Genomic DNA, 20119 nt, shown 5'->3' with positions numbered 1-20119 from the left:
ATGATGAACTTAATGTCCTTCTGGTCTATTATGAATTTAGAGTGAAATCAAGCAGCAGCAATAATCCTTTCATGGGATTTCATGCTCAGGTCTTGGTCATGCAGGCAGTGAAAAATCCAATCAACTCAAATAGATTGGATATCAACAACCGTTTACGAGCGGAAATATTCTGGGTATTCAAAGCACTTTAATATCACTGCACCAAACTTATATTACTATACACCACACTCAGATCCGCAACCGCTGCACCAAAGACACTCGTATAGATATTAAGCCCTACTTGCACACTGGCAGGAAGATCCGGCCGGCTATAGGTTGCCAGCAACACCCAGTTAACATCCGTCGAAGACTTCTTATATAAAGTGAATGAACTTCCTGTGCGTTGTATCCTCAGATCATGCGCCGTTTGTCCATCAGTATGCGGAAGCTGATTGGCTCCGGTTGGTGAATAAAGTGAAGCGCTGTTGGTTGTATTCTTTGTTTCTGCACCGCGACCACCCGGCGTGATGCCTGTTACAAGATGAACATAGTCTTCATCCGCATTTGTCGACGCTGGGTTACGAACCATCAGACCGCCAAGACAAACCATGCAATCTGCTTCCTGACTATTATTGGTTCTTTTAACAGAACTCACCGTTGCCGTAAGTGTAAAATCTCCTGTTACCATCCGATGGATGAGGCCACCTTCACTGTTGTTAAACCATAATGCATTTCTTGCAAGATCCAGTTGCAGTGTTGCACCATTGTTGGACTTTATGCTGTAAACATTTGTGTTGAACAGATTCCAGACAGCACCGGCAAGAGCAATCTGATCGTTATCGGTTACGATCACTGTACAACTTGAAGTAAGACTTCCTTGTGTGGCTGTAATGGTTGTTGTTCCTGAAGCAATGGCTGCTATCTGGCCGGTAGAATTAACAGTCGCGACAGCATTACTGGATGAAGACCATGTAATACTTTTATCAGTAGCATCTGCAGGAGTAATGGTTGCGGTCAATTGCGACGTAACTCCTTTAACAAGCGACAGCGTAGCAGGAGTTACTTCTATTGTTGTGGTAGCAACATTAACAGGTGATGCGGGAGGAATCGGAGTTATTGGTGGTGTAGGTGCAGGTAAAGGTGCTGGAACTACCGGTGGAGGTGTATCTTCCGAACATGCGATCACGGCAAGGAAAATGAATAACAAGAACTTGTTCACAGTCATTTTTTTCTTTGTAGGACTCTTTATCCATGACTGCTTAAAAAATGTAACCGGATCGTTAATTCTCGTCCCCCAAATCGGTGAAGGTCTTCTTCAATTCTTTTTCTGTTGGCACGCCCTGTGGCCTGGCGGATAATTCCAATGTTGTCAATTGATCTGTGTTGAGCAATCTTACTAATTCATCTCTGTCAAACTCAAACTCTGAAACTCTGCGAATAGATTTCAATGCATACTTTCTTGCAAAGAAATTTCCTTTCAGCTGAAGCTGTGTTCTCAGATCACGATTGGTCTTGATGCGATTCTGATATTCTCCTGCAGAGCGGCCGATTACTTGCCCTGCTTCCAATGAATTCAATGTAAGAACAGATGTTCCTCCCACGACTGAAACCCCCTTCGATCCATCGGAATTTAATACCAATGGCGAAATACCCGTCACTGCTCCAAGGGAAGCCGTAAGAATCGTTCTCTTCTTCTTTCCTTTCTTGGCACGGTTGAACGTTCCCTCAAGCTTTTCATTATTCTGATCCAGTAAATCGATCAGATTCTTGGTGGCCGCCAGCGTGTTGAAATATTTTTGATACAGAATCTTGTCTTTTTCTTCAATATTCTCAGCATCGATCACGATCACCCGAATTTTTCTTTGAACACGGTTGCTGCTTTTGTCGAATGCAAAGAATGTTAACAGCACTTCAACTTTCTTTTCTGCTTCATCAACGAAATCGTAACCTGGAGACCAGGTGAATTCGCGCTGTACTTTGGAATTTTCTTTCAACGCACTCTTCGGCACTTTTACATTTGAGCTGATGAAATCAACCTGATCAATATTGTCATCACCGTTGGGATCGGAAACATAGATCTTGAGATTGATCCCTTCATTTTCTTTGATGGTCCAAAGAGTATCTGCCGGAACCAGCAAAAGTTCAGGGGGAAGATCAAGTTGTGTCTGACCCACACGGATCTTGCCAATGGTCTCTGCCTTGTCAGGCTGATCCTGAACTATAAACTCTATATCCAATGGTGTAGTGCGAAGACTGTTGAATTGTGTTCGCGAAGGTGTCCAGGTGATCTGTCCCAATGATGTCATGACCGCACCCTCCGGCATTACCGACTCACGTGCCTTGAAAATAACGGGATCTCCATCCGGATCGTGAACATAATCTGCAGGGATCTGATATTTGGAAGAAGTATTCTGCTTTACATAAAAAGTGGGAAGGTCACCTACTACCGGTGGCCGGTTGACATGCGTTACAAAGAAATTAACAGCATGGCGTGTTCGCTTTCCATCTTTAAGTTCTGCCTGAAAAATAACACTGATCTCTTTTTGCTTTGCAAGACGATCAACAAGATCATATGAAGGTGTCCATGTGAAATGCCCGATCGAGTCAAGCTGCATCCCGAGATCGTTTCCTCCGTCAAGAGAAAATCTTACCACTTTGCTGTTGTCCGTTAACCCAACAGTGAATGAAAATTCTTTTCCTTCTTCCAGCTGTGTCCAGCCTGACTGACTTGGGAAGACCAGTTGCTGTGCGACAAGGCTCAACGCTCCTGAGAGAAATAAAAATAACAGAACAACTCGCATGCAGCCAGATCTAGGTTTCGCAAAAATAAACCATGAGGGTGGATCGCTTACTATATTTTAGATAAAAGCTATCTTTCATATACAATTTGGCATTTATTCATGGCGACCAGCAAAAAAACACCGAAGCGACATAATTTTTTTGAAGATGTTTTCGAAGTAGCGAAGCTTATTCCGAAAGGAAGAGTCACCAGCTATGGAGCGATTGCGCGATATCTCGGAACAGGAATGAGTGCACGCATGGTGGGATGGGCAATGAATGCCGCTCATTCAGAGAAGAAGGTTCCTGCTCATCGCGTCGTCAACAGTCAGGGATTACTGACGGGTAAGCATCACTTCCGGCCACCAAGCTCTATGCAGAAGAGTCTTGAAAAAGAAGGAGTAAAGGTTGTCAAAGACAAAGTGCAGGACTTTGAAAACAGATTGTGGGATCCGGCGAAGGAACTGATGTGAAGAATGTACAGGGTTAAGATCAGGCGTGCTTAAAATCTGATAGGCCTTTCTTCGATATTGACCACAGCAGTGCAAATGTAATGGCACCATTCATGATCAACACTTCACTTCCGATCTTGTATCCTGAAAACCATTGAGTGGAATGCGAGCTGATCCAATAGGAAATCAGCGGAGCAATGACACACACAACCGGTACTGCAATGCCTTTCACCTGGCGTGAAGTATAAAGTCCGAATACAAACAATCCTAACAACGGACCATAGGTATAGCCTGCTACCAATAGAACGGTATCGATCAGTGATCGCTGGTTGAGTTCTTTTGAGATCAGAATGATGACCAGGAAGATCAGCGAGAAGGCAAGATGCACTCTGTTCTTCTGTTTCTTCTTGACAACTTCTGGCTTGTTTTTAAAATCAAGAAAGTCAATGCAGAAAGACGTTGTCAGGGATGCAAGTGCTGAATCGGCACTCGCATAAGAGGAGGCAATAATTCCAAGCAGAAAGAATATACCCGCCAGCAATCCGAATTCATTCAATGCAAGTCTTGGATACAATTCATCGGTGAATTCAGGGATGGCAAGACCTTTCGTGTTGCTGTAAATGTAAAGCAGCGCACCGAGCGTCAGGAATAACAGATTCACAATGACAATGGAGACGGTAAGCCAGAACATGTTCTTCTGTGCTTCGCCAAGATTTTTGCAGGTAAGATTCTTTTGCATCAGATCCTGGTCAAGTCCTGTCATGGCAATGGCAATGAAAGCTCCCGCCAGAAACTGTTTAGGAAAGAATAAGGTGCTGTTGACATCATCAAAGAAAAAGATCTTTGAATAATCACTGTTGCTGACGGTTGAGATCATCTCACCTAATGACAAGCCAAGTCTTTGGGAGATCAGGTAGACACTGATCACAACGGCTGACACCAGAAAAATAGTCTGAAAGGCATCGGTCCACACAATGGTTTTGATGCCACCTTTAAATGTATAGATCCAGATCAGGAAGATGGTGATGGCAACTGTTACGTAGAACGGAACATTCCATGCATCGAAAAGGAATAGTTGCAGTACGGTAGCGGAAAGGCAGAGTCGTAACGCTGAGCCCATCGTTCGCGAAAGCAGGAAAAAGAAAGCGCCGGTGCGGTAAGCCCACTTATCAAAGCGTTGTTCGAGGTAAGTATAGATGGAAACAAGATTGAGTCTATAATATAATGGCATCAGGATGGTCATGATCACGGTATATCCAACGATATATCCCAGCACCACCTGAAAATAGGAGAAGCCGACCTTGCCGACATTTCCGGGAACGGAAACAAACGTGATTCCCGAAAGGGAGGAGCCGATCATTCCAAACGCGACCAGATACCAGGGAGATTGGCGGTTGGCCGTGAAAAATGTATCTGTAGTGGCGCCTTTGGAGGTAATGATAGATATAATAATAAGGGCCGTGAAGTAAACCAGGATGATGGAAAGGACGAGATATGGACTCATAGCGATTTGAGGGGGCAAACTTGTTAAAATTTTTTACTTTTGGAACCAGTATCGCAAACTAATTGTACATCCACCGATGGGAAAAGTTGTGAAGCCGGCATATAAAGAGGAGAAAGCAGTTGAGGTGCTGGAAGAAGAGATTGACGTTAAGGACCTTGTTGTCTTTAATGATGATGTCAATACCTTCGAACATGTGATCAATACGTTGATGAGAGTTTGCAAGCATACCGCAGAACAAGCGGAGCAATGCACAATGCTCATTCACTATAAAGGCAAGTGTGCAGTGAAGACAGGTTTGTTTGAAGAGCTCAAGCCTATGCGGGATGGGATTTGTGAAGCGGGGATCGATGCAAAGATTCTTTGATCGATCAGTTTTCTTAATTTTTACTTTTTGACATTTTGGAATATCCCTCAAAACTTATTGAAGATGCTGTTAATGAAATAGCCAAGCTGCCGGGCATTGGAAAGAAAACTGCCTTGCGCCTGGTGCTTCATCTTGTTAAAGAAAATGAGAACAAGACCTTGGCGCTGACAGAATCATTAAATAAGCTCAGATCCAACATCAAATTCTGCAAGACGTGTCATTCGATCTCGGATAGTGATGAATGCTCGATCTGCACCAGCCACCGCAGGGATAAAACTATTTTATGCATCGTGGAGGAAAGCCGTGATGTCATGGCCATTGAGAACACCGCTCAATACAGGGGTGTATATCATGTTTTAGGTGGAATCATTTCTCCTATGCAGGGAGTTGGCCCTTCGGAATTAACGATCGACTCACTGATCACCCGTCTGTCACATCCGTCAGTGGAAATCAAAGAGATCATTCTGGCCATCAGCCCGACACTGGAGGGAGATACAACGGCGTTTTATCTTCACCGGAAATTAAAAGAGTATCCGGTTAAGATCACATCCATCGCAAGAGGTATTCCCATGGGTGGAGATCTTGAGTATGCAGATGAAATTACCCTCGGTCGCAGCATTACCTCACGCATACTGTTCAGCTAACGTTTGCAGATCTGCTGTTAGCGTCAGCATTCTTTCAATTTTTCATTCTTTAATTCCTCATTCTTATTTGCGTTCTTTGCGGCTCACATAATGCCTTTCTTTTGCCATGAATCAACTTTCCCGCCGCATCGAATCCATTGAAGAATCAGCAACACTTGCCATGGCAGCCAAAGCCCGGGAGTATAAATCCAGAGGCATTGATGTTATCAACCTGAGTCTGGGTGAACCGGATTTTAAAACTCCGCTTCATATCTGTGAAGCAGCCAAGAAAGCAATTGATGATGGAAAGTATTTCGCCTATCCTCCGGTAGCGGGTTATCAGGATCTGCGTGAGGCCATCGCGGCCAAGTATCAGAAGGAAAATAATGTTCCTTATAAAGCAGAGAATATTGTCGTATCCAATGGAGCTAAACAATCCATTGCCAATGTCATGTTCTCACTGATCAATCCTGGTGATGAAGTGGTTGTATTCTCTCCTTACTGGGTAAGTTATGATGCTATTGTACGTTTGGCAGAAGGTGTACCGGTAACCGTAAAGGGAGGAATTGAAAATGATTTTAAGGTAACGGCTGACCAACTCGAAAAAGCAATCACTAGCAAAACGAAGGCTATCATTTTTTCATCGCCTTGTAATCCTACCGGTTCAGTTTTTTCAAAGAAGGAACTTGAGTCCATTGCCCAGGTGGTATTGAAGCATCAGGGACTTCTCATCATTGCCGATGAGATCTATGAACATATTAATTTCAGTGGTGATCAGTTGAGCATTGCTTCCCTTCCGGGGATGTTTGAGCGCACGATCACCGTCAATGGTTTTGCTAAGGGATATGCGATGACAGGATGGAGAGTGGGATACATCGCTGCTCCGAAGTGGATCGCTGATGGCGCCAACAAGATGCAGGGTCAGCTTACATCTGCTAACAGCTCTATCTCACAGCGCGCTGCCTTTGCAGCTATCACAGGCGACATCACACCAACCAATAAAATGGTAGAAGAGTATCGCAAGCGCAGAGATATTGTTTATGCTTTGCTGAAAGATATTCCGGGGGTGAAAGCAAATTATCCACAGGGAGCTTTTTACTTCTTCCCTGATGTAAGTTTCTATTTTGGAAAATCGGATGGACAACAAACCATTAAGAATGGTGATGATCTGTGCCTTTATCTTTTGGAGAAAGCACACGTGTCACTGGTTCCTGGTGGAGCTTTTGGTGACCCGAACTGTGTTCGCATATCGTATGCTGCTTCTGAAAAGGATCTGACTGAAGCCATGAAACGTTTAAAAGAGACACTTTCAGGATTAAAAGAAACGCGCGCATCACATGCAGTCGTGGCCTGATATCTTTTCCGGTTTTAATAATCTTAATGTCCTCATCATAGGTGACGTGATGGTGGATGCCTATACCTGGGGTGCTGTGGAGAGAATTTCTCCGGAGGCTCCTGTTCCTATTATTAATGTTGTAAAGAGAGACTATCGTCTGGGTGGTGCAGCGAATGTTGGTCTGAACATCCTTGCCCTGGGTGCAAAGCCAATTCTTTGTTCGTTGATCGGTGATGACGACAATGGAAAAAAGCTTCTGGATCTGCTGGATGAGAAGGGAATGAGCAAGGAAGGAATTGTGAAGAGCTCAACCCGTCCGACTACAGTAAAGACCAGAGTGATTGCTGCTCATCAGCATGTTGTAAGAATTGATGAAGAGTCGGATGCCGTTGCTACCGATAAAGAAGAGGCTGCACTGCTTGAAAGAATCAATAAGCTGATCGTGAACTGTCAGGTAGTCATCTTTGAAGACTACGACAAAGGCGTGATCACTCCGAAAATGATTGATGCTGTTGTGAAGCTGGCGAAGTCAAAGAACATTCCAACAGTCGTAGACCCCAAGAAGAGAAACTTCCTGCATTATAATAATGTCACATTGTTCAAACCGAATCTCAAAGAACTTCGCGAGGGATTGAAAGTTGATATTGATGCCAGAGAAGAATCATCCATTCATCATGCAGTGGAGCAGGTCAGGAAGAAGCTTGGAGTTGAGGGCGTGATGCTTACGTTATCAGAGCATGGTGTTTTCATAGTTTATAAAGATCAGACGCTAAAGCTTAAGGCTCATAAACGTTCTATTGCAGATGTCTCCGGGGCGGGAGATACCGTTATCAGTATTGCTGCACTCTGCGTTGCATTGCAATTAAGTCCTGAAAAGATTGCTGCACTTTCTAATCTCGGTGGGGGATTGGTTTGTCAGCAGGAGGGTGTAGTTCCGATTGATAAAGAGGAACTATTGCGCGAAGCTTCCGGGCTCTGAATATTCCCATTTAACATAACCTTACCAGTGCCATCCTGACATCATTTCTCCTTTTGTGGAGTGGGTGTCATCTGAATCTCTATGATTGTTGAGCAATCCTTAAAACTTAATTTTTAAGTGTTTAAAGCCATCTTTCCCAGTGTTTTATCTGAGTTTTTCCCATCTCTTCTCAGAGTCTTATCGGATAAAACAGGGGGGGGTGACCGTGGGGTGACTGTGGGGTGACCGTGGGTCGACCGTGCTTTTGAATGATTTTCTTTGAATTGATGCTGGAAACGCTGGTGCACGCTCAAAAAAGTGTGCAACTGAGCAAATTATTAGGTTTTTGACTTTTCGAATTTGCTCTTTTTCCCCTCGGATAACTATCAGAAATGTCAAAATGTCCTGATAGTCCTGAGAATACTAATGGTTATCGGGATCAGAAAACAAACGAAAAAGTTAAAGGGATGGATAAAGGAAAACTACTTTTTTTCGAACTGTCTTTCAAGCGGTCCTTCTCTCTCAAGATCGGTAACGATCTTTTTATCGAGAGGGCTTTCCTTGATGACGTTATAGTTGTCCCAGAATTTTTTATTGTAAGGCTGATCCTGATACTGAAGGCCGTAGCTTCTCATCCTTTGTGTGATGGCAATTTTTTCTTCAGGTTCTGCATAGACATGATTGATCAGAAGCTGTTGCTGAAGCTCTGTTTCGAACTTAAGTTTGTTTGATTCAGGATCATACCAATTCAATTTATAATCGATGGTCAGGTAGTTGAGAAAAAACTTTCCTTCGAAATACTTGAAGTCAACAATTCTTTTGATGCTTTCGAATCTTCTGATCAATCCTCTTTTCTTGCCAAGGTCTTCCGGGATATTGTTTTCATACTCAACGCGAATGATCCCGAAACTCTTTTTGTCGATGTAGAGCTTCAGTTTGAATTCATTCATGTGTGACACTACAAAAATCTCATGGCCGTTGTAATAAGAGTCGGTCTCACGGTGGAGGTTGCTGAAAAAGAATTCTTCTTCAGGAAAGAGACGATAGCGAACGTCGTTGTTGAGCAAGAGAACTTCCAGCAGATTATCCTGATCGAAATAGGTTGTGAATTTATTGGAGTAGCCTAAGCTTCTTCTCACTTCCTGTAATGAGACCCTCTCGCGTAATTTTGATTTATTTCTTGGCTGCTGGTAGTTATCATCATAGATCTTGATGGCGGCTTCGAGAAGAGAAACATACGTGCCTCCGACTTTTTTAAGATCACGATAGAATCCATCCAGCAGAAACGGACCATCGGGATAGTTCTGATCAATTCTTCTCAATGCAATCCGTAAGATATCTCCACCCTGCAATGAATCAGAGATCACCACCGTATTCAGGATAGTTGTAGACTTCAGCATCAGGATCTCAATATCTTTTTGGCCTGCCAGTGTTGATGCAGGCACGTCATAATTTTCATAGCCGAGCATGCTGATGACAAAGGACTCGCTGCGGTATTCCTCCGGGAAGTGAAAATCGAACTCACCGGATAAATTGGTGATGGTACCAATCGGCTTGCCTTTAATTCCTACCGATGCAAAGGGAAGGGGCTCTTTGGTTTCTTTATCCAGAACTTTAGCAGAGATCGTCAGATTCTGACCCTGTGCGGAAAAGCAAACAATAAATGCTAACCATACTATTATGACAAGACGCATCCAGATTATTTGGTGAGGTACCGGGGTTAAAGTTAACAGTTTGAATCATTCTCTTTTCAGACCGTTTAACGACTAAAACATCGCTTTAACTCCATAATTCGCGATTTGACGGCCAATTCATTCAATTCTCTAATTTTATACTGGAGTTTACATCTTTCTGATCTACCTGATTTAAAGACTTTGAAGTGGTTTGATAACATTCCTAAAATCTGGAAAAGGGCGTATTTGCTTATCTGCGTCTGGTATCTGATCAATTTCGCGGTCAGCACTTTTTTTGAGTGGAAGCTCAAAAGACCCTTCCCGTATGTGCTGTGGAATGGTTTTTACTTATGGGAATGTCTCTGTGCTTTAATTCTTCTCATTTTCCTATGGACGCATTTTCTGTTTCGATTCAAGGGCGTGATTCAGCTCATTGGACACGGAGTGGGCATTGCATCATTTTTTATGGTGATGGGAACCCTTTCCTATTATTTCACAGATTATGTTGATGGACTCGTTTATTATGAAAACTGGAAAGAGTTTATGGTGGAACTCCTTAACTGGGATGCCCTCAGATTCTATGATCAGTATATCATCACCGTCGGTATTTATTATGTCATCCGTTATTTCCAGGGATTGCAGAAAGAAGAAAAGGAAAAAAGTGAGCTCGCATTAAAGAACAAGGAAATGCAGATATCACTTCTCAAATCACAGATCAATCCTCATTTCTTATTTAATACTTTGAATTCCATTTCAACATTGATTCATTCCAGCAAGGACCAGGCAAGAAAAGTGATCACGCAGCTTTCTGATATTTTCAGATATGCGCTCGATTCTCACAGCGGTAAGATGGTTCAGCTTCTTCATGAGATTGACTTCATTGAAAATTACATACGCATTCAGCAAGTACGTTTTGGTGATCGTCTTAAATTTCAGAAGCAAATTGATGCGTCGTGCCTGAGCCTTAGCATTCCGCCGATGATCTTACAACCTCTTGTTGAAAATTCAGTGAAGTATGGTATTGGTCCAAAGGAAGATGGCGGAACGATTAACCTGATCGTAAAGCATGTTGCCGGCGCTGTGTTTTTTGAAGTACGCGATGATGGACTGGGCATTCATGCAAAGAAAGTTATGGATGGAAGTGCAGGTGGAGTGGGAATGAAGAATACAGACTTAAGACTCAAGAGTTATTATGGTCATTTTGCCGGATTGAAAGTTAAGTCTACTGAGTACGGTTACTCCGTCAGCTTTTCAATCCCTATCCATGAGCCGCTTAGTAAAAACGGAGAAGTAATGCCAACCCAATACGAAAATCAACTGTTATGAATACAACGTGTTTAATTATTGATGATGAAAAGCTTGCGCGCGAACTTCTTCACGAGTACCTGGAAGGGTTTCCGGATATAGAGATCATTGGAGAATGTTCAAAAGGAAATGAAGCAGTTGAAAAGATTAACAAGCTAAAGCCTGATCTTATTTTCCTCGATGTCCAAATGCCCGGCATGACAGGTTTTGATGTGCTGGAAGAAATTGATCATGAACCTTATATCATTTTCACAACGGCCTACGACCAATATGCTATCAAGGCTTTTGAGAAAAACGCTGTTGACTATCTGTTAAAACCATTGGATGAAGAAAGATTCCGGCTTGCTGTAAACCGTGCGATGAAACGCAAGACCAGCGAACAGGGTAATCTTGAAGAACTTCTGAGGAGCTTTAAGTCTGAAGGAAAGAGTTTTGAGTCTCACATCTTTGTTCAGAAATCAGAAAAGCTTTTCAATCTTCCGGTGGAGGAGATCGTTTATCTCGAAGCTTCAGGTGATTATACTGTCATCACTACCAAGAATGATCAATTTGTAAGTTCTTCAGGAATTGGAAAGCTTGAAGAGATCATGGATCCGGATACATTTATCCGTGTTCATCGCTCCACGATTATCAATCTTAACTATCTCAAGGAAATTGAGCGGCACTTTAATGGTGGAATGGTTGTGAAAATGCAAAGCGGGAAAAGTTTTCCGGTCAGTCGCACCTATGCAAAGCTGATCCGCAAGAAGGTAGTTTAGATTACCTGGCTTTTTTGGGATCAAACTTCACCCGCACTTTCACGAGGGTTTCAACGGCAACATCGTCAAGAGTATTGGGGGTCCACTTCGGGCCTTCCTTTACCAGACGAAGTACTTCTTCGTCACAGCCGTAACCCAGCTTTTTGATAACGTTGAAGTCTGAGAGGACTCCGTTAGGGTCAATGCTGAATTGTACGATCACTCTGCCTTTGATCTGCTGTGCAAGTGCCTGACGGGGATACCGCACACTGTCTTCGAGATATTTATTATATGCTTTGATACCTCCTTCCGGAGAAGCTGTTTTAATGACAGGGTTCTCTGACTCTTTTGTTGATACACCTGTAACCACCACTTCGCTCAGTTGAGAAACATCTTCATTCATTACGATCTTTAACGGGTCGCTGTCCTTTGCTTTTGCCTGAACGGTATGCATCCCAATGAATGAGAAGATAAGCTCGGGATTAGCCACTTCTGTTTTAAGCTGGAAATTTCCTTCGGAGTCTGTAACTGTTCCGGTCTTACTGTTTTTCACCATTACATTGACTCCCGGAATAGCAGACCCATCTTCAGAGGAAACAACCTTGCCTGATATTTTTTTGGCGTTGTCAGCATCGTCAGCAGCATAGCTGGCTTTTAGTTTCTCAGACTTTGTCAAGGACATATCTCTTTTGGCGCCTGCACCTGAAGACTTCTCTTCAGTCGCTACTTCGCGTTCTTCAGCTACTATTATTTCTTCAATTTTACTTTCTGCTATTGGTTCATCCTTAATGCTTCCTATAGATTTTGTATCCGGTGCTGAACTTACCACTGGTGCGGGTAGCTCTTTGGACCTCTCTTTTTTTAGTGATGATGAATTTTTTGGTGAAATTTCTTTTTCCTGATCGGCTTCCGACTCTTCAGGCTTTGCGAGTGTGAGTAGATTGTCGGCTGAATCTTTAGGGATGCTTGTAGAATCATATGAGGCAGCCTGCTTTGCATCTTCGAAAGCAAGTTGCGATGGATCAGAAAGATTCAGGAAGTAGATCATGGATCCAACACCCATAAATAAGATAATGCCCGCAGCGATTCTCAGCGGTGACATCCATGTGACTGATCTTTTGCCTTCTATTTTCTCATGCATCGATCGGACATCAGCAGAAAAATCTTCAGCGGAAATGGATTCGGCTCCTTCCAAAGCATCTTTGAGAAACGGATCGCTCAATGATTTTTTCTCCAGCGCATGGCGTTCAGCAGATCCCATGGATCCATTGTGATAGCGTTCAATATCGTCTTGATGATCAGTCATTACTTTCCATACAGATCTTCAGATTCCGTTTGCCATTTTGAATATAACTCTTCACCTGATTCAGATCAAAGCGCGTTTCTTCCGCAATGTCTTTATAACACTTCTCCTGCAGGTAAAACAGCCTCACGCATTGTTGCTGCTCACCCATCAGGGTTTGAATGCATTTTTCAAGCTTGCTGATATTCTGTTCCAATTCCGTTCCCTCATCAGGATGCTCCTCCAGGCCATTTTCCATAAGGAAAGGTGAAATTTCTTCCATGATTTTGCCCTTTTTTGAGCGAATCTGCATCAGACAGTGATTGCGGGCATTTACATACAGCCAGCTTTTAAAATTGAGGACTTTGTGGTTCAGCAGGCTGGCGATCAGCTTTTCGTGGATCTGCATCACGGCATCTTTCGATTCCTCACGATCCTTCAGGTATTTCAGGCACACACCATATACCATGGACGTATATCTCATGTATAGTACGCTTAGCCATTCCAGGTCACTGGTCGTCTGATACAGATTCAGGAGCTCGTCATCTGTTTTCCCGTTGGAAGCTTTTCGCAAAAACACCCCTCAAGATAATTTTTTTAAAAGTCTTATGGAAAAAAGAAGCGGACCGCATCTTCATTAAAACAAAAACACAATCGTTATGAAAAAGAAATGGATGCTCGTTTTAATAGTCCTATTCGTCTCAGTAATGGCGCAGGCTCAGACCAGAACCATTACCGGAAATGTCATCGCTTCTGACGATGCGAGTCCCCTGCCTGCCGTTAATATAGTTCTAAAAGGTACAACCAGGGGAACCGTTACCGATAGCAATGGACATTACTCTCTTGAGGTTCCTGCCAAAGGTGGGAAGCTTGTATTTTCTTTTATTGGATATAAATCGCAGGAAATAGAGCTGGGCATATCCAATATTGTGAACGTGTCTCTCAATACTGATATACGGCAACTGGAGGAAATCGTGGTAACTGGAGGCGCGGTAGAGATGCGCAAAATGGTTTATGGATATTCTGTTGCCTCTTCTCCGAATGCAGTGTCAAGAGATGACTACGAGCAGCAACCATCTTTCAATACCGAAGATTATACTGGTATCAATGAAAATATTTTTCATGGTGCACTGAAGAATCCTCTTTCTACTTTTTCCATCGATGTTGATGCGGCATCCTATAGCAACATGAGACGCTTTATTCAAAATGGTTCACGTCCTCCGGTAGATGCAGTGCGCATTGAAGAGATGGTGAACTATTTCGATTATAATTACAAGCAGCCCACCAATGATGATCCTTTTTCAGTCTACACTGAAATTTCAACTGCTCCATGGAACCTCAAGCATAAGCTGGTACACATTGGTCTTCAGGGAAAGAAAATTCCTACTGATAATCTTCCTGCATCCAATCTTGTCTTTTTGATTGATGTCTCGGGTTCAATGAGTGACGTAAACAAGCTTCCTTTGTTGAAAGCATCTTTCAAATTACTGGTGGAACAATTACGTGAACAGGATCATGTAGCCATCGTTGTGTATGCCGGAGCAGCGGGACTTGTATTGCCTTCCACTTCCGGTGCTGACAAGAAGACAATCCTTGAAGCACTTGACAAACTTCAATCGGGTGGTTCTACTGCCGGTGGAGCAGGGATCAATCTTGCTTATGCTGTTGCGAAAGAGAACTTTCGTAAGGAAGGTAACAACCGCGTTATCCTGGCAACTGATGGAGACTTCAATGTTGGAGAATCCAGCAACGGAGGAATGGAGCGCCTGATTGAACAGAAAAGGAATGATGGAATTTTTCTGACTGTTCTGGGATTCGGTATGGGAAACTATAAAGATTCCAAGATGGAAATACTGGCAGATAAAGGAAATGGCAACTATGCTTACATCGATAATATCCTGGAAGCACAAAAAGTTCTGGTGAATGAATTTGGTGGAACGATGTTCACCATTGCAAAGGATGTGAAGCTTCAGGTAGAATTTAATCCTGCCAAAGTCCAGGCGTATCGGCTTATCGGATATGAGAATCGTATGCTGAAGAGTGAAGACTTTAATAACGATAAGAAGGATGCGGGTGAGTTAGGTTCTGGACATACCGTCACCGCTCTTTATGAGATCATTCCAACTGGTGTGGAAAGTGATTTCTATAAAATTGATGATCTGAAATATCAGAAGACAAGTGTCAACGCTTCTGCGAATGCATCAGATGAAATAATGACCATCAAACTTCGTTACAAAAAACCGGATGGAGATGTCAGCAAGCTGATCACTCATCCAGTCATGGATGCAAACATTGCCCTGACAAAAACATCAGATGATTTCCGCTGGTCGGCCTCTGTTGCGGCTTTCGGAATGCTGCTTCGCGAATCTGAATTCGTAAAAGGATTTTCTTATGATAAAGTTTTGCAGCTGGCAAGCGCCTCCAAGGGAGAGGATCCTCAGGGATATCAGGCAGAGTTCATCAGCCTGGTCAAATCGATGGGACTGGTTGCCAGTCGCTAATCAAACAGAAACCCTTGCTTTTTGCAGGGGTTTCTTGTTTTAAGGCCCTCCGGAAGCGGTGTTCATCTCAAAATCAATCTTTATCTTTAATTTTGCACGATGGTTAAGATCAGTGTTGTCATTATTACCTACAATGAAGAGAAGAATATTCTTCGCTGCATTGATTCGGTCTTACCCGTGGCGGATGAGATTGTGGTGGTCGACTCTTATTCCAAGGATCTCACCAAGAAAATATGTCTTGAGAAAGGCGTTCGCTTTATTGAGCATCCCTTTGAAGGCCACATCCAGCAGAAGAATTTCGCACTGGCAGCAGCAACCTATGATCACGTGCTGTCACTTGATGCGGATGAGTACCTCTCTCCTGAATTAACGAACTCAATTCTATTTGCGAAAAAGCTTTGGCCGGCAGAAGCATATGAAATGAACCGCTTATCCAGCTATGCAGGCCGTTGGATGAAATTAAGTGCATGGTATCCGGATAGGAAACTTAGATTGTGGAATAGGAAGCTGGGGAATTGGGGCGGAGACAATCCACATGATAAAGTTATCCTGAAGAAAAATGTAAATGTTATGCACCTGCGGGGTGATTTGATGCACGAGGCGTACGAGAATGCGGCGGAGTTTTTAACGAAAGTGCAGTCTTACTCAGATATTTTTGCAAAGGAGAAGCGATTCACCCTTAAGAGTTCATCTTTTAAGATCTTCTATAAAACGTTCTACACCTTTATCTTTAATTTCTTTATCAAGAGGGGAGTCTTCGGCGGATTTGAAGGAGCCATGATCTCTCTTTCCAACACGAATTATACCTTTTATAAATACTCAAAGCTTCATGAAGCAAACCGTCATCTCAGGACTACGCTGATCATTACTACTTATAACCGGAAGGATGCCCTTGAGCTGGTATTGTTAAGTGTTCTGAATCAAACCTCCATGCCGGATGAAGTTATCATTGCGGATGATGGTTCAGGCGAAGACACCCGGCAGATCATTGATTTCTATCAGACTATTTTTCCGATACCTCTTATTCATTGCTGGCATGAAGATTCTGGTTTCAGGCTTTCTGCTATCCGCAACAAAGCGATTGCGATGTCTAAATTTGAATACATCATCATGATCGATGGTGATATGGTTCTTCCTGAGAACTTTGTTAAGGGCCATAAGTCCCATGCATGGAAAGGACAGTTCATCCAGGGATCAAGAGTTCTTCTGTTACAAAAACGTACTGAAAGCATGCTTCGTGAGCGCGCGATGCATGTGGGCTTTCTTTCTTCCGGAATCGGTAACCGACTCAATGCTTTGGAGAGCAACCTGCTTTCACACATATTCTCTTATTTCAGAAAAGGACACATGAATGTAAGAGGAGCAAATCTTTCTTTCTGGAGAGAGGATGTATTTACGATCAATGGATTCAATGAAGACTTTGTGGGTTGGGGACGTGAGGATTCGGAGTTTGCGGTAAGAATGAGCAAGCTTGGAGTCAGAAGAAAGCATGTGAAGTTTGTAGCTTATGGTTATCATCTTTTCCATCCTGAAAATTCACGCAAGCAATTGCCGATCAATGATGCGATACTTCTGAAGACGATTCATGAGAATCTCAGAAGGTGTGAGAATGGCATTGAGAAATCTGTTCCATCGACAGTACTTCGGCCTCAATTCCAAAATTGACAAATACCCGGAATCTGGTTGTTATTCCTTATGGAAACAAGTCACTGCACAGTGATTGGATTTTCAGCAATGCCGATCGACAATTTGATGTAGCATTACTTTTTTATCATTCTGAGATCACTCATCCAAAGATCTCTGAGTCTGATCCAAACTACTCATTATATAAATTACTCGATTTCAAATGGGTGATGATTCAGAATCTCTTTGTTCAGAATCCTGATCTTCTTTCCCGTTATGAATATTTCTTCTTTGTTGATGATGATATCGAAATCACGAAGAGGGACATCGAATTGCTTTTTGAATGGATGACAGAATATCAGTTAATGATGAGTCAGCCGGTATTGTCAAGAGATTCATTTAAAAGCTGGAAGGTGCTGAGGAGGAAGAATCTTTCAGGCATTCGTTACCTATCGTCGGTAGAACTGATGTGTCCTGCCATGCATCGAAAAGCTGTGGAGGAACTGCTTCCGACTTTTAATCTTAATAAATCGGGGTGGGGCATTGATATATTGTGGGGTGAAATGATCCGGAAGAAATTCGGAGAGAAGAGCATTGCAGTTTTTGATTTGCTGGTTGCGAAACACACCAAGCCTGTTGGAAAAGGTGAGCTGTACGACAAGCTTGGAAAATCAGCCTTTGAGGAGCGGGATGAAATTTTTATGAAGTACAGCATCACCAAGCAGGCTATTTATAAATTGTCTGTGCCGGAGAATAACTTTATTAATAAATTGAAAAGTTATTTTCAATTCAGGAAGAAGAAAAACACTCCATAATGGCTGATCTTACTTTAAAACGGGATGATTATTATCAGGGCATTCGTCCTGAAATGCTGAAATACATTCCCTCAGCTGTTAAAAAGGTGTTGGAAATCGGCTGTGGAGAAGGAAACTTCGGTGCCTTCCTTAAAAAAGACAAGAACGCTGAAGTGTGGGGCGTGGAATATCAGCAGGAGCATGCGGCTGTTGCTGAAAAACAACTCGATAAGGTTTTTTGTGGCGACATCGGTGTGATCATCGATCAGCTTCCTTCTAATTATTTTGATGTGGTGGTGTGCAATGATGTGCTGGAGCATCTTACAGATCCTTACATTGTTCTTGAGAAACTTAAATCGAAAATGACATCTGAAGGAATCGTGATCAGCTCACTTCCCAACATCCGCTACTTCAGAAACTTTTTTGATCTGATGTTCAGAAAGAACTGGGATTATGCGGATCAGGGAATTATGGATTTTACTCACTTTCGTTTCTTTACGATTAACAGCATCAGGAAGATGTACGAGAATCTAAACTATGAGATCATCGTTCATGAGGGAATTAATCCCACGAAATCAATTAAGCCCTGGCCTTTGATTATTTTATCATTGGGCCTTTTCAACGATATCAGATATTTACAGTTTGCCACGGTTGCTAAACCGAAACGATAGTTTGTCCTCCGGCGGCTATTAAGAACAGCTATGAAAGTAAGCGGCTTCACCATTGTGCGAAATGCAGTTACGTATGATTACCCTGTTATAGAGGCGATCACTTCCGTGCTGCCGCTCTGCGATGAATTTGTGGTGGCCGTTGGGAACTCCAATGATGGAACGCTTGATCTGATTAAGAGTATTGGCTCTCCGAAAATAAAAATCATTGAAACAGTTTGGGATGAAAATTCACGTGAGGGCGGAAGAGTGCTTGCGCTTGAAACAGATAAAGCTTTCTCTGCAATATCACCGGATACAGATTGGTGCTTTTATATTCAGGCGGATGAGATATTGCATGAACAGTATCATGATGCAGTCCGCAAAGCCATGCTTGAGTTTATTAACAATGAATCGGTAGAGGGACTTTTGTTTCACTACAAGCATTTCTATGGATCTTATGATTATGTGGGAAGTTCCTGGAACTGGTATCGAAGAGAGATAAGAGTAGTGCGCAATAACAAGAATATTTTCTCATATCGTGATGCGCAGGGTTTCAGGAAGAAGCCTAATGAAAAACTGAAAGTCAAATTAATTGATGCAACGATTTATCATTATGGCTGGGTGAGAGATCCGCGTGCTATGCAGCGCAAGCAAAAAGCTTTCAGTCATTTTTATCATGATGATCAGTGGATCGAAACCCATGTAGCGAAAGCAGATGATTTCGATTATGCTCAGATCGATTCTTTGGAACACTTTAAAGGGGTGCATCCGATGGTCATGCATGAAAGAATCAGAAGACTCAACTGGAAATTTGATCATGATATTTCGAAGAACAGATTTACACCCAGAGAAAGACTGAAACGCATCATCAGCAGCATTTTTGGTTACCGGATCGGGGAATACAAGAATTATCGGATCATCTGAAAATAATTTCTTCCAACCTGTCCTCTTTTGTTAATTTTGAAGCTTATGGAGGAGGAAGTTGCACGTCAACACTATACTGATATAGAGAAACGGGAGATATTCAATCATGAATTTCTGCCCCATATCAACTCCATGTACAATTTTGGCTACCGGCTCACACTGGACCGGGATGATGCCAAGGACCTGGTTCAGGACACCTATTTCAAGGCTTTCCGCTTCATAGAATCATTCCAAAAGGGAACTAACGCGAAGGCATGGCTGTTCCGCATTTTGAAGAACAGCTTCATTAATGACTATCGCAAGAAGGTCAAGGAGCCAAACAAGGTAGATTACCAGGAGGTAGAGCAGTATTATAATTCAGATGACGTCGACCGTCAGATCACACCAGATCTCAGAGTCGATGCTTTGAAAGACATGATTGGGGATGAGATTTCCAATGCATTGAATGCATTGGACGTTGATTTTCGAACAGTAATTATTTTGTGTGACCTGGAAGGGTTTAAGTATGAAGAGATGGCGAAAATTCTGGATATACCAATTGGAACAGTTCGCAGCCGTCTTCATCGCGCACGTCAATTACTAAAAGAGAAGCTAAGTGAATATGCCAAATCAATGGGTTATAAAAACTCTTAAGCC

19 protein-coding genes are annotated in these 20119 nt (G+C 42.7%); 13 read left to right on the top strand and 6 right to left on the bottom strand.

All coding sequences use genetic code 11. The features are described from left to right. Positions 1-193: 193 nt before the first annotated feature. Both HOP08_08075 and HOP08_08070 read right to left on the bottom strand, forming a co-directional pair. Positions 194-1204: a hypothetical protein gene (locus HOP08_08075; GenBank protein ID NOT74873.1), complete on the bottom strand. Its 1011-nt coding sequence runs from the start codon at positions 1202-1204 to the stop codon at positions 194-196. Positions 1205-1259: 55 nt separating this feature from the next. After that, positions 1260-2780, bottom strand: coding sequence for a hypothetical protein (locus HOP08_08070; GenBank protein ID NOT74872.1), 1521 nt, complete (start codon positions 2778-2780; stop codon positions 1260-1262). Positions 2781-2879: 99 nt separating this feature from the next. Between HOP08_08070 and HOP08_08065 the strand changes: the two genes are divergently transcribed. After that, positions 2880-3230, top strand: a complete 351-nt coding sequence (locus HOP08_08065) for an MGMT family protein (protein NOT74871.1) — start codon at positions 2880-2882, stop codon at positions 3228-3230. Positions 3231-3249: 19 nt separating this feature from the next. Here the strand turns inward: HOP08_08065 and HOP08_08060 are convergent, their stop codons facing one another. After that, positions 3250-4713 carry a sodium:solute symporter gene (locus tag HOP08_08060; protein ID NOT74870.1) on the bottom strand — a complete coding sequence of 488 codons (1464 nt, stop codon included), beginning with the start codon at positions 4711-4713 and terminating at the stop codon, positions 3250-3252. A gap of 76 nt (positions 4714-4789) precedes the next feature. Here HOP08_08060 and HOP08_08055 point away from each other — a divergent pair, with 76 nt between their 5' ends. The 4 genes from HOP08_08055 to HOP08_08040 all read left to right on the top strand — a co-directional run bounded on the left by HOP08_08055 (position 4790) and on the right by HOP08_08040 (position 8015). Next, positions 4790-5077 (top strand): ATP-dependent Clp protease adaptor ClpS, encoded by a 288-nt coding sequence (locus tag HOP08_08055; GenBank protein ID NOT74869.1) that lies wholly within the window; start codon positions 4790-4792, stop codon positions 5075-5077. A 35-nt stretch (positions 5078-5112) separates the two neighbouring features. After that, positions 5113-5721: a recombination protein RecR gene (recR, locus tag HOP08_08050; protein NOT74868.1), complete on the top strand. Its 609-nt coding sequence runs from the start codon at positions 5113-5115 to the stop codon at positions 5719-5721. Between the two features lie 106 nt (positions 5722-5827). Further along, entirely contained in the window at positions 5828-7054 is a 1227-nt protein-coding gene (locus tag HOP08_08045) for a pyridoxal phosphate-dependent aminotransferase (protein ID NOT74867.1), read from the top strand. Next, positions 7038-8015 carry a D-glycero-beta-D-manno-heptose-7-phosphate kinase gene (locus tag HOP08_08040; protein ID NOT74866.1) on the top strand — a complete coding sequence of 326 codons (978 nt, stop codon included), beginning with the start codon at positions 7038-7040 and terminating at the stop codon, positions 8013-8015. Before HOP08_08045 ends, HOP08_08040 begins: the two co-directional genes overlap by 17 nt. Before the next feature lie 461 nt (positions 8016-8476). Here the strand turns inward: HOP08_08040 and HOP08_08035 are convergent, their stop codons facing one another. Continuing rightward, positions 8477-9688, bottom strand: a complete 1212-nt coding sequence (locus tag HOP08_08035; protein ID NOT74865.1) for a carboxypeptidase-like regulatory domain-containing protein — start codon at positions 9686-9688, stop codon at positions 8477-8479. A 399-nt stretch (positions 9689-10087) separates the two neighbouring features. Between HOP08_08035 and HOP08_08030 the strand changes: the two genes are divergently transcribed. After that, entirely contained in the window at positions 10088-10993 is a 906-nt protein-coding gene (locus HOP08_08030) for a histidine kinase (GenBank protein NOT74864.1), read from the top strand. Beyond that, the gene (locus tag HOP08_08025) at positions 10990-11730 is read left to right on the top strand and encodes a response regulator (protein NOT74863.1); all 741 of its coding nucleotides are present in this window, start codon (positions 10990-10992) and stop codon (positions 11728-11730) included. Before HOP08_08030 ends, HOP08_08025 begins: the two co-directional genes overlap by 4 nt. Position 11731: 1 nt before the next feature. Here HOP08_08025 and HOP08_08020 read toward each other — a convergent pair whose 3' ends face one another. Further along, complete coding sequence (locus HOP08_08020; GenBank protein NOT74862.1) at positions 11732-13015, bottom strand: TonB family protein; 1284 nt, start codon at positions 13013-13015, stop codon at positions 11732-11734. Further along, positions 13008-13475 (bottom strand): sigma-70 family RNA polymerase sigma factor, encoded by a 468-nt coding sequence (locus HOP08_08015; GenBank protein ID NOT74861.1) that lies wholly within the window; start codon positions 13473-13475, stop codon positions 13008-13010. The genes HOP08_08020 and HOP08_08015 overlap by 8 nt, the downstream gene beginning before the upstream one ends. A 175-nt stretch (positions 13476-13650) precedes the next feature. On the opposite strand from HOP08_08015, the gene HOP08_08010 reads away from it, so the two are divergent. The 6 genes from HOP08_08010 (at position 13651) to HOP08_07985 (ending at position 20116) form a co-directional block, all read left to right on the top strand. Then, a complete protein-coding gene (locus HOP08_08010) occupies positions 13651-15492 on the top strand; it encodes a DUF3520 domain-containing protein (GenBank protein ID NOT74860.1) in 1842 nt (613 codons plus the stop codon). A gap of 99 nt (positions 15493-15591) precedes the next feature. Beyond that, the gene (locus HOP08_08005; GenBank protein ID NOT74859.1) at positions 15592-17157 is read left to right on the top strand and encodes a glycosyltransferase; all 1566 of its coding nucleotides are present in this window, start codon (positions 15592-15594) and stop codon (positions 17155-17157) included. Then, entirely contained in the window at positions 17154-17930 is a 777-nt protein-coding gene (locus HOP08_08000; protein ID NOT74858.1) for a DUF707 domain-containing protein, read from the top strand. The genes HOP08_08005 and HOP08_08000 overlap by 4 nt, the downstream gene beginning before the upstream one ends. A 53-nt stretch (positions 17931-17983) precedes the next feature. Then, on the top strand, positions 17984-18580 hold the full coding sequence (locus HOP08_07995; protein ID NOT74857.1) for a class I SAM-dependent methyltransferase: 597 nt from the start codon (positions 17984-17986) through the stop codon (positions 18578-18580). 30 nt (positions 18581-18610) lie between these two features. Next, complete coding sequence (locus HOP08_07990; GenBank protein ID NOT74856.1) at positions 18611-19483, top strand: glycosyltransferase family 2 protein; 873 nt, start codon at positions 18611-18613, stop codon at positions 19481-19483. Positions 19484-19528: 45 nt separating this feature from the next. Then, a complete protein-coding gene (locus HOP08_07985) occupies positions 19529-20116 on the top strand; it encodes a sigma-70 family RNA polymerase sigma factor (GenBank protein ID NOT74855.1) in 588 nt (195 codons plus the stop codon). Positions 20117-20119: the final 3 nt, after the last annotated feature.

The sequence above is a fragment of the Cyclobacteriaceae bacterium genome (assembly GCA_013141055.1).
GTDB lineage: Bacteria > Bacteroidota > Bacteroidia > Cytophagales > Cyclobacteriaceae > ELB16-189.
Note: the sequence above shows the minus strand (reverse complement) of the source record. Positions and strands in the feature narration are given on the sequence as shown.

Bases quoted from the DNA above. Each gene is read 5' to 3' on its own strand.
- HOP08_07995 (NOT74857.1), top strand. From the start codon at position 17,984: ATGCTGAAATACATTCCCTCAGCTGTTAAAAAGGTGTTGGAAATCGGC.
- HOP08_08035 (NOT74865.1), bottom strand. From the start codon at position 9,688: ATGCGTCTTGTCATAATAGTATGGTTAGCATTTATTGTTTGCTTTTCC.
- HOP08_08040 (NOT74866.1), top strand. From the start codon at position 7,038: ATGCAGTCGTGGCCTGATATCTTTTCCGGTTTTAATAATCTTAATGTC.
- HOP08_08005 (NOT74859.1), top strand. From the start codon at position 15,592: ATGGTTAAGATCAGTGTTGTCATTATTACCTACAATGAAGAGAAGAAT.
- HOP08_08010 (NOT74860.1), top strand. From the start codon at position 13,651: ATGAAAAAGAAATGGATGCTCGTTTTAATAGTCCTATTCGTCTCAGTA.
- HOP08_07990 (NOT74856.1), top strand. From the start codon at position 18,611: ATGAAAGTAAGCGGCTTCACCATTGTGCGAAATGCAGTTACGTATGAT.
- HOP08_08045 (NOT74867.1), top strand. From the start codon at position 5,828: ATGAATCAACTTTCCCGCCGCATCGAATCCATTGAAGAATCAGCAACA.
- HOP08_08065 (NOT74871.1), top strand. From the start codon at position 2,880: ATGGCGACCAGCAAAAAAACACCGAAGCGACATAATTTTTTTGAAGAT.
- HOP08_08020 (NOT74862.1), bottom strand. From the start codon at position 13,015: ATGACTGATCATCAAGACGATATTGAACGCTATCACAATGGATCCATG.
- HOP08_08075 (NOT74873.1), bottom strand. From the start codon at position 1,204: ATGACTGTGAACAAGTTCTTGTTATTCATTTTCCTTGCCGTGATCGCA.
- HOP08_08060 (NOT74870.1), bottom strand. From the start codon at position 4,713: ATGAGTCCATATCTCGTCCTTTCCATCATCCTGGTTTACTTCACGGCC.
- HOP08_08015 (NOT74861.1), bottom strand. From the start codon at position 13,475: ATGAGATATACGTCCATGGTATATGGTGTGTGCCTGAAATACCTGAAG.
- HOP08_08070 (NOT74872.1), bottom strand. From the start codon at position 2,780: ATGCGAGTTGTTCTGTTATTTTTATTTCTCTCAGGAGCGTTGAGCCTT.
- HOP08_07985 (NOT74855.1), top strand. From the start codon at position 19,529: ATGGAGGAGGAAGTTGCACGTCAACACTATACTGATATAGAGAAACGG.
- HOP08_08025 (NOT74863.1), top strand. From the start codon at position 10,990: ATGAATACAACGTGTTTAATTATTGATGATGAAAAGCTTGCGCGCGAA.
- HOP08_08055 (NOT74869.1), top strand. From the start codon at position 4,790: ATGGGAAAAGTTGTGAAGCCGGCATATAAAGAGGAGAAAGCAGTTGAG.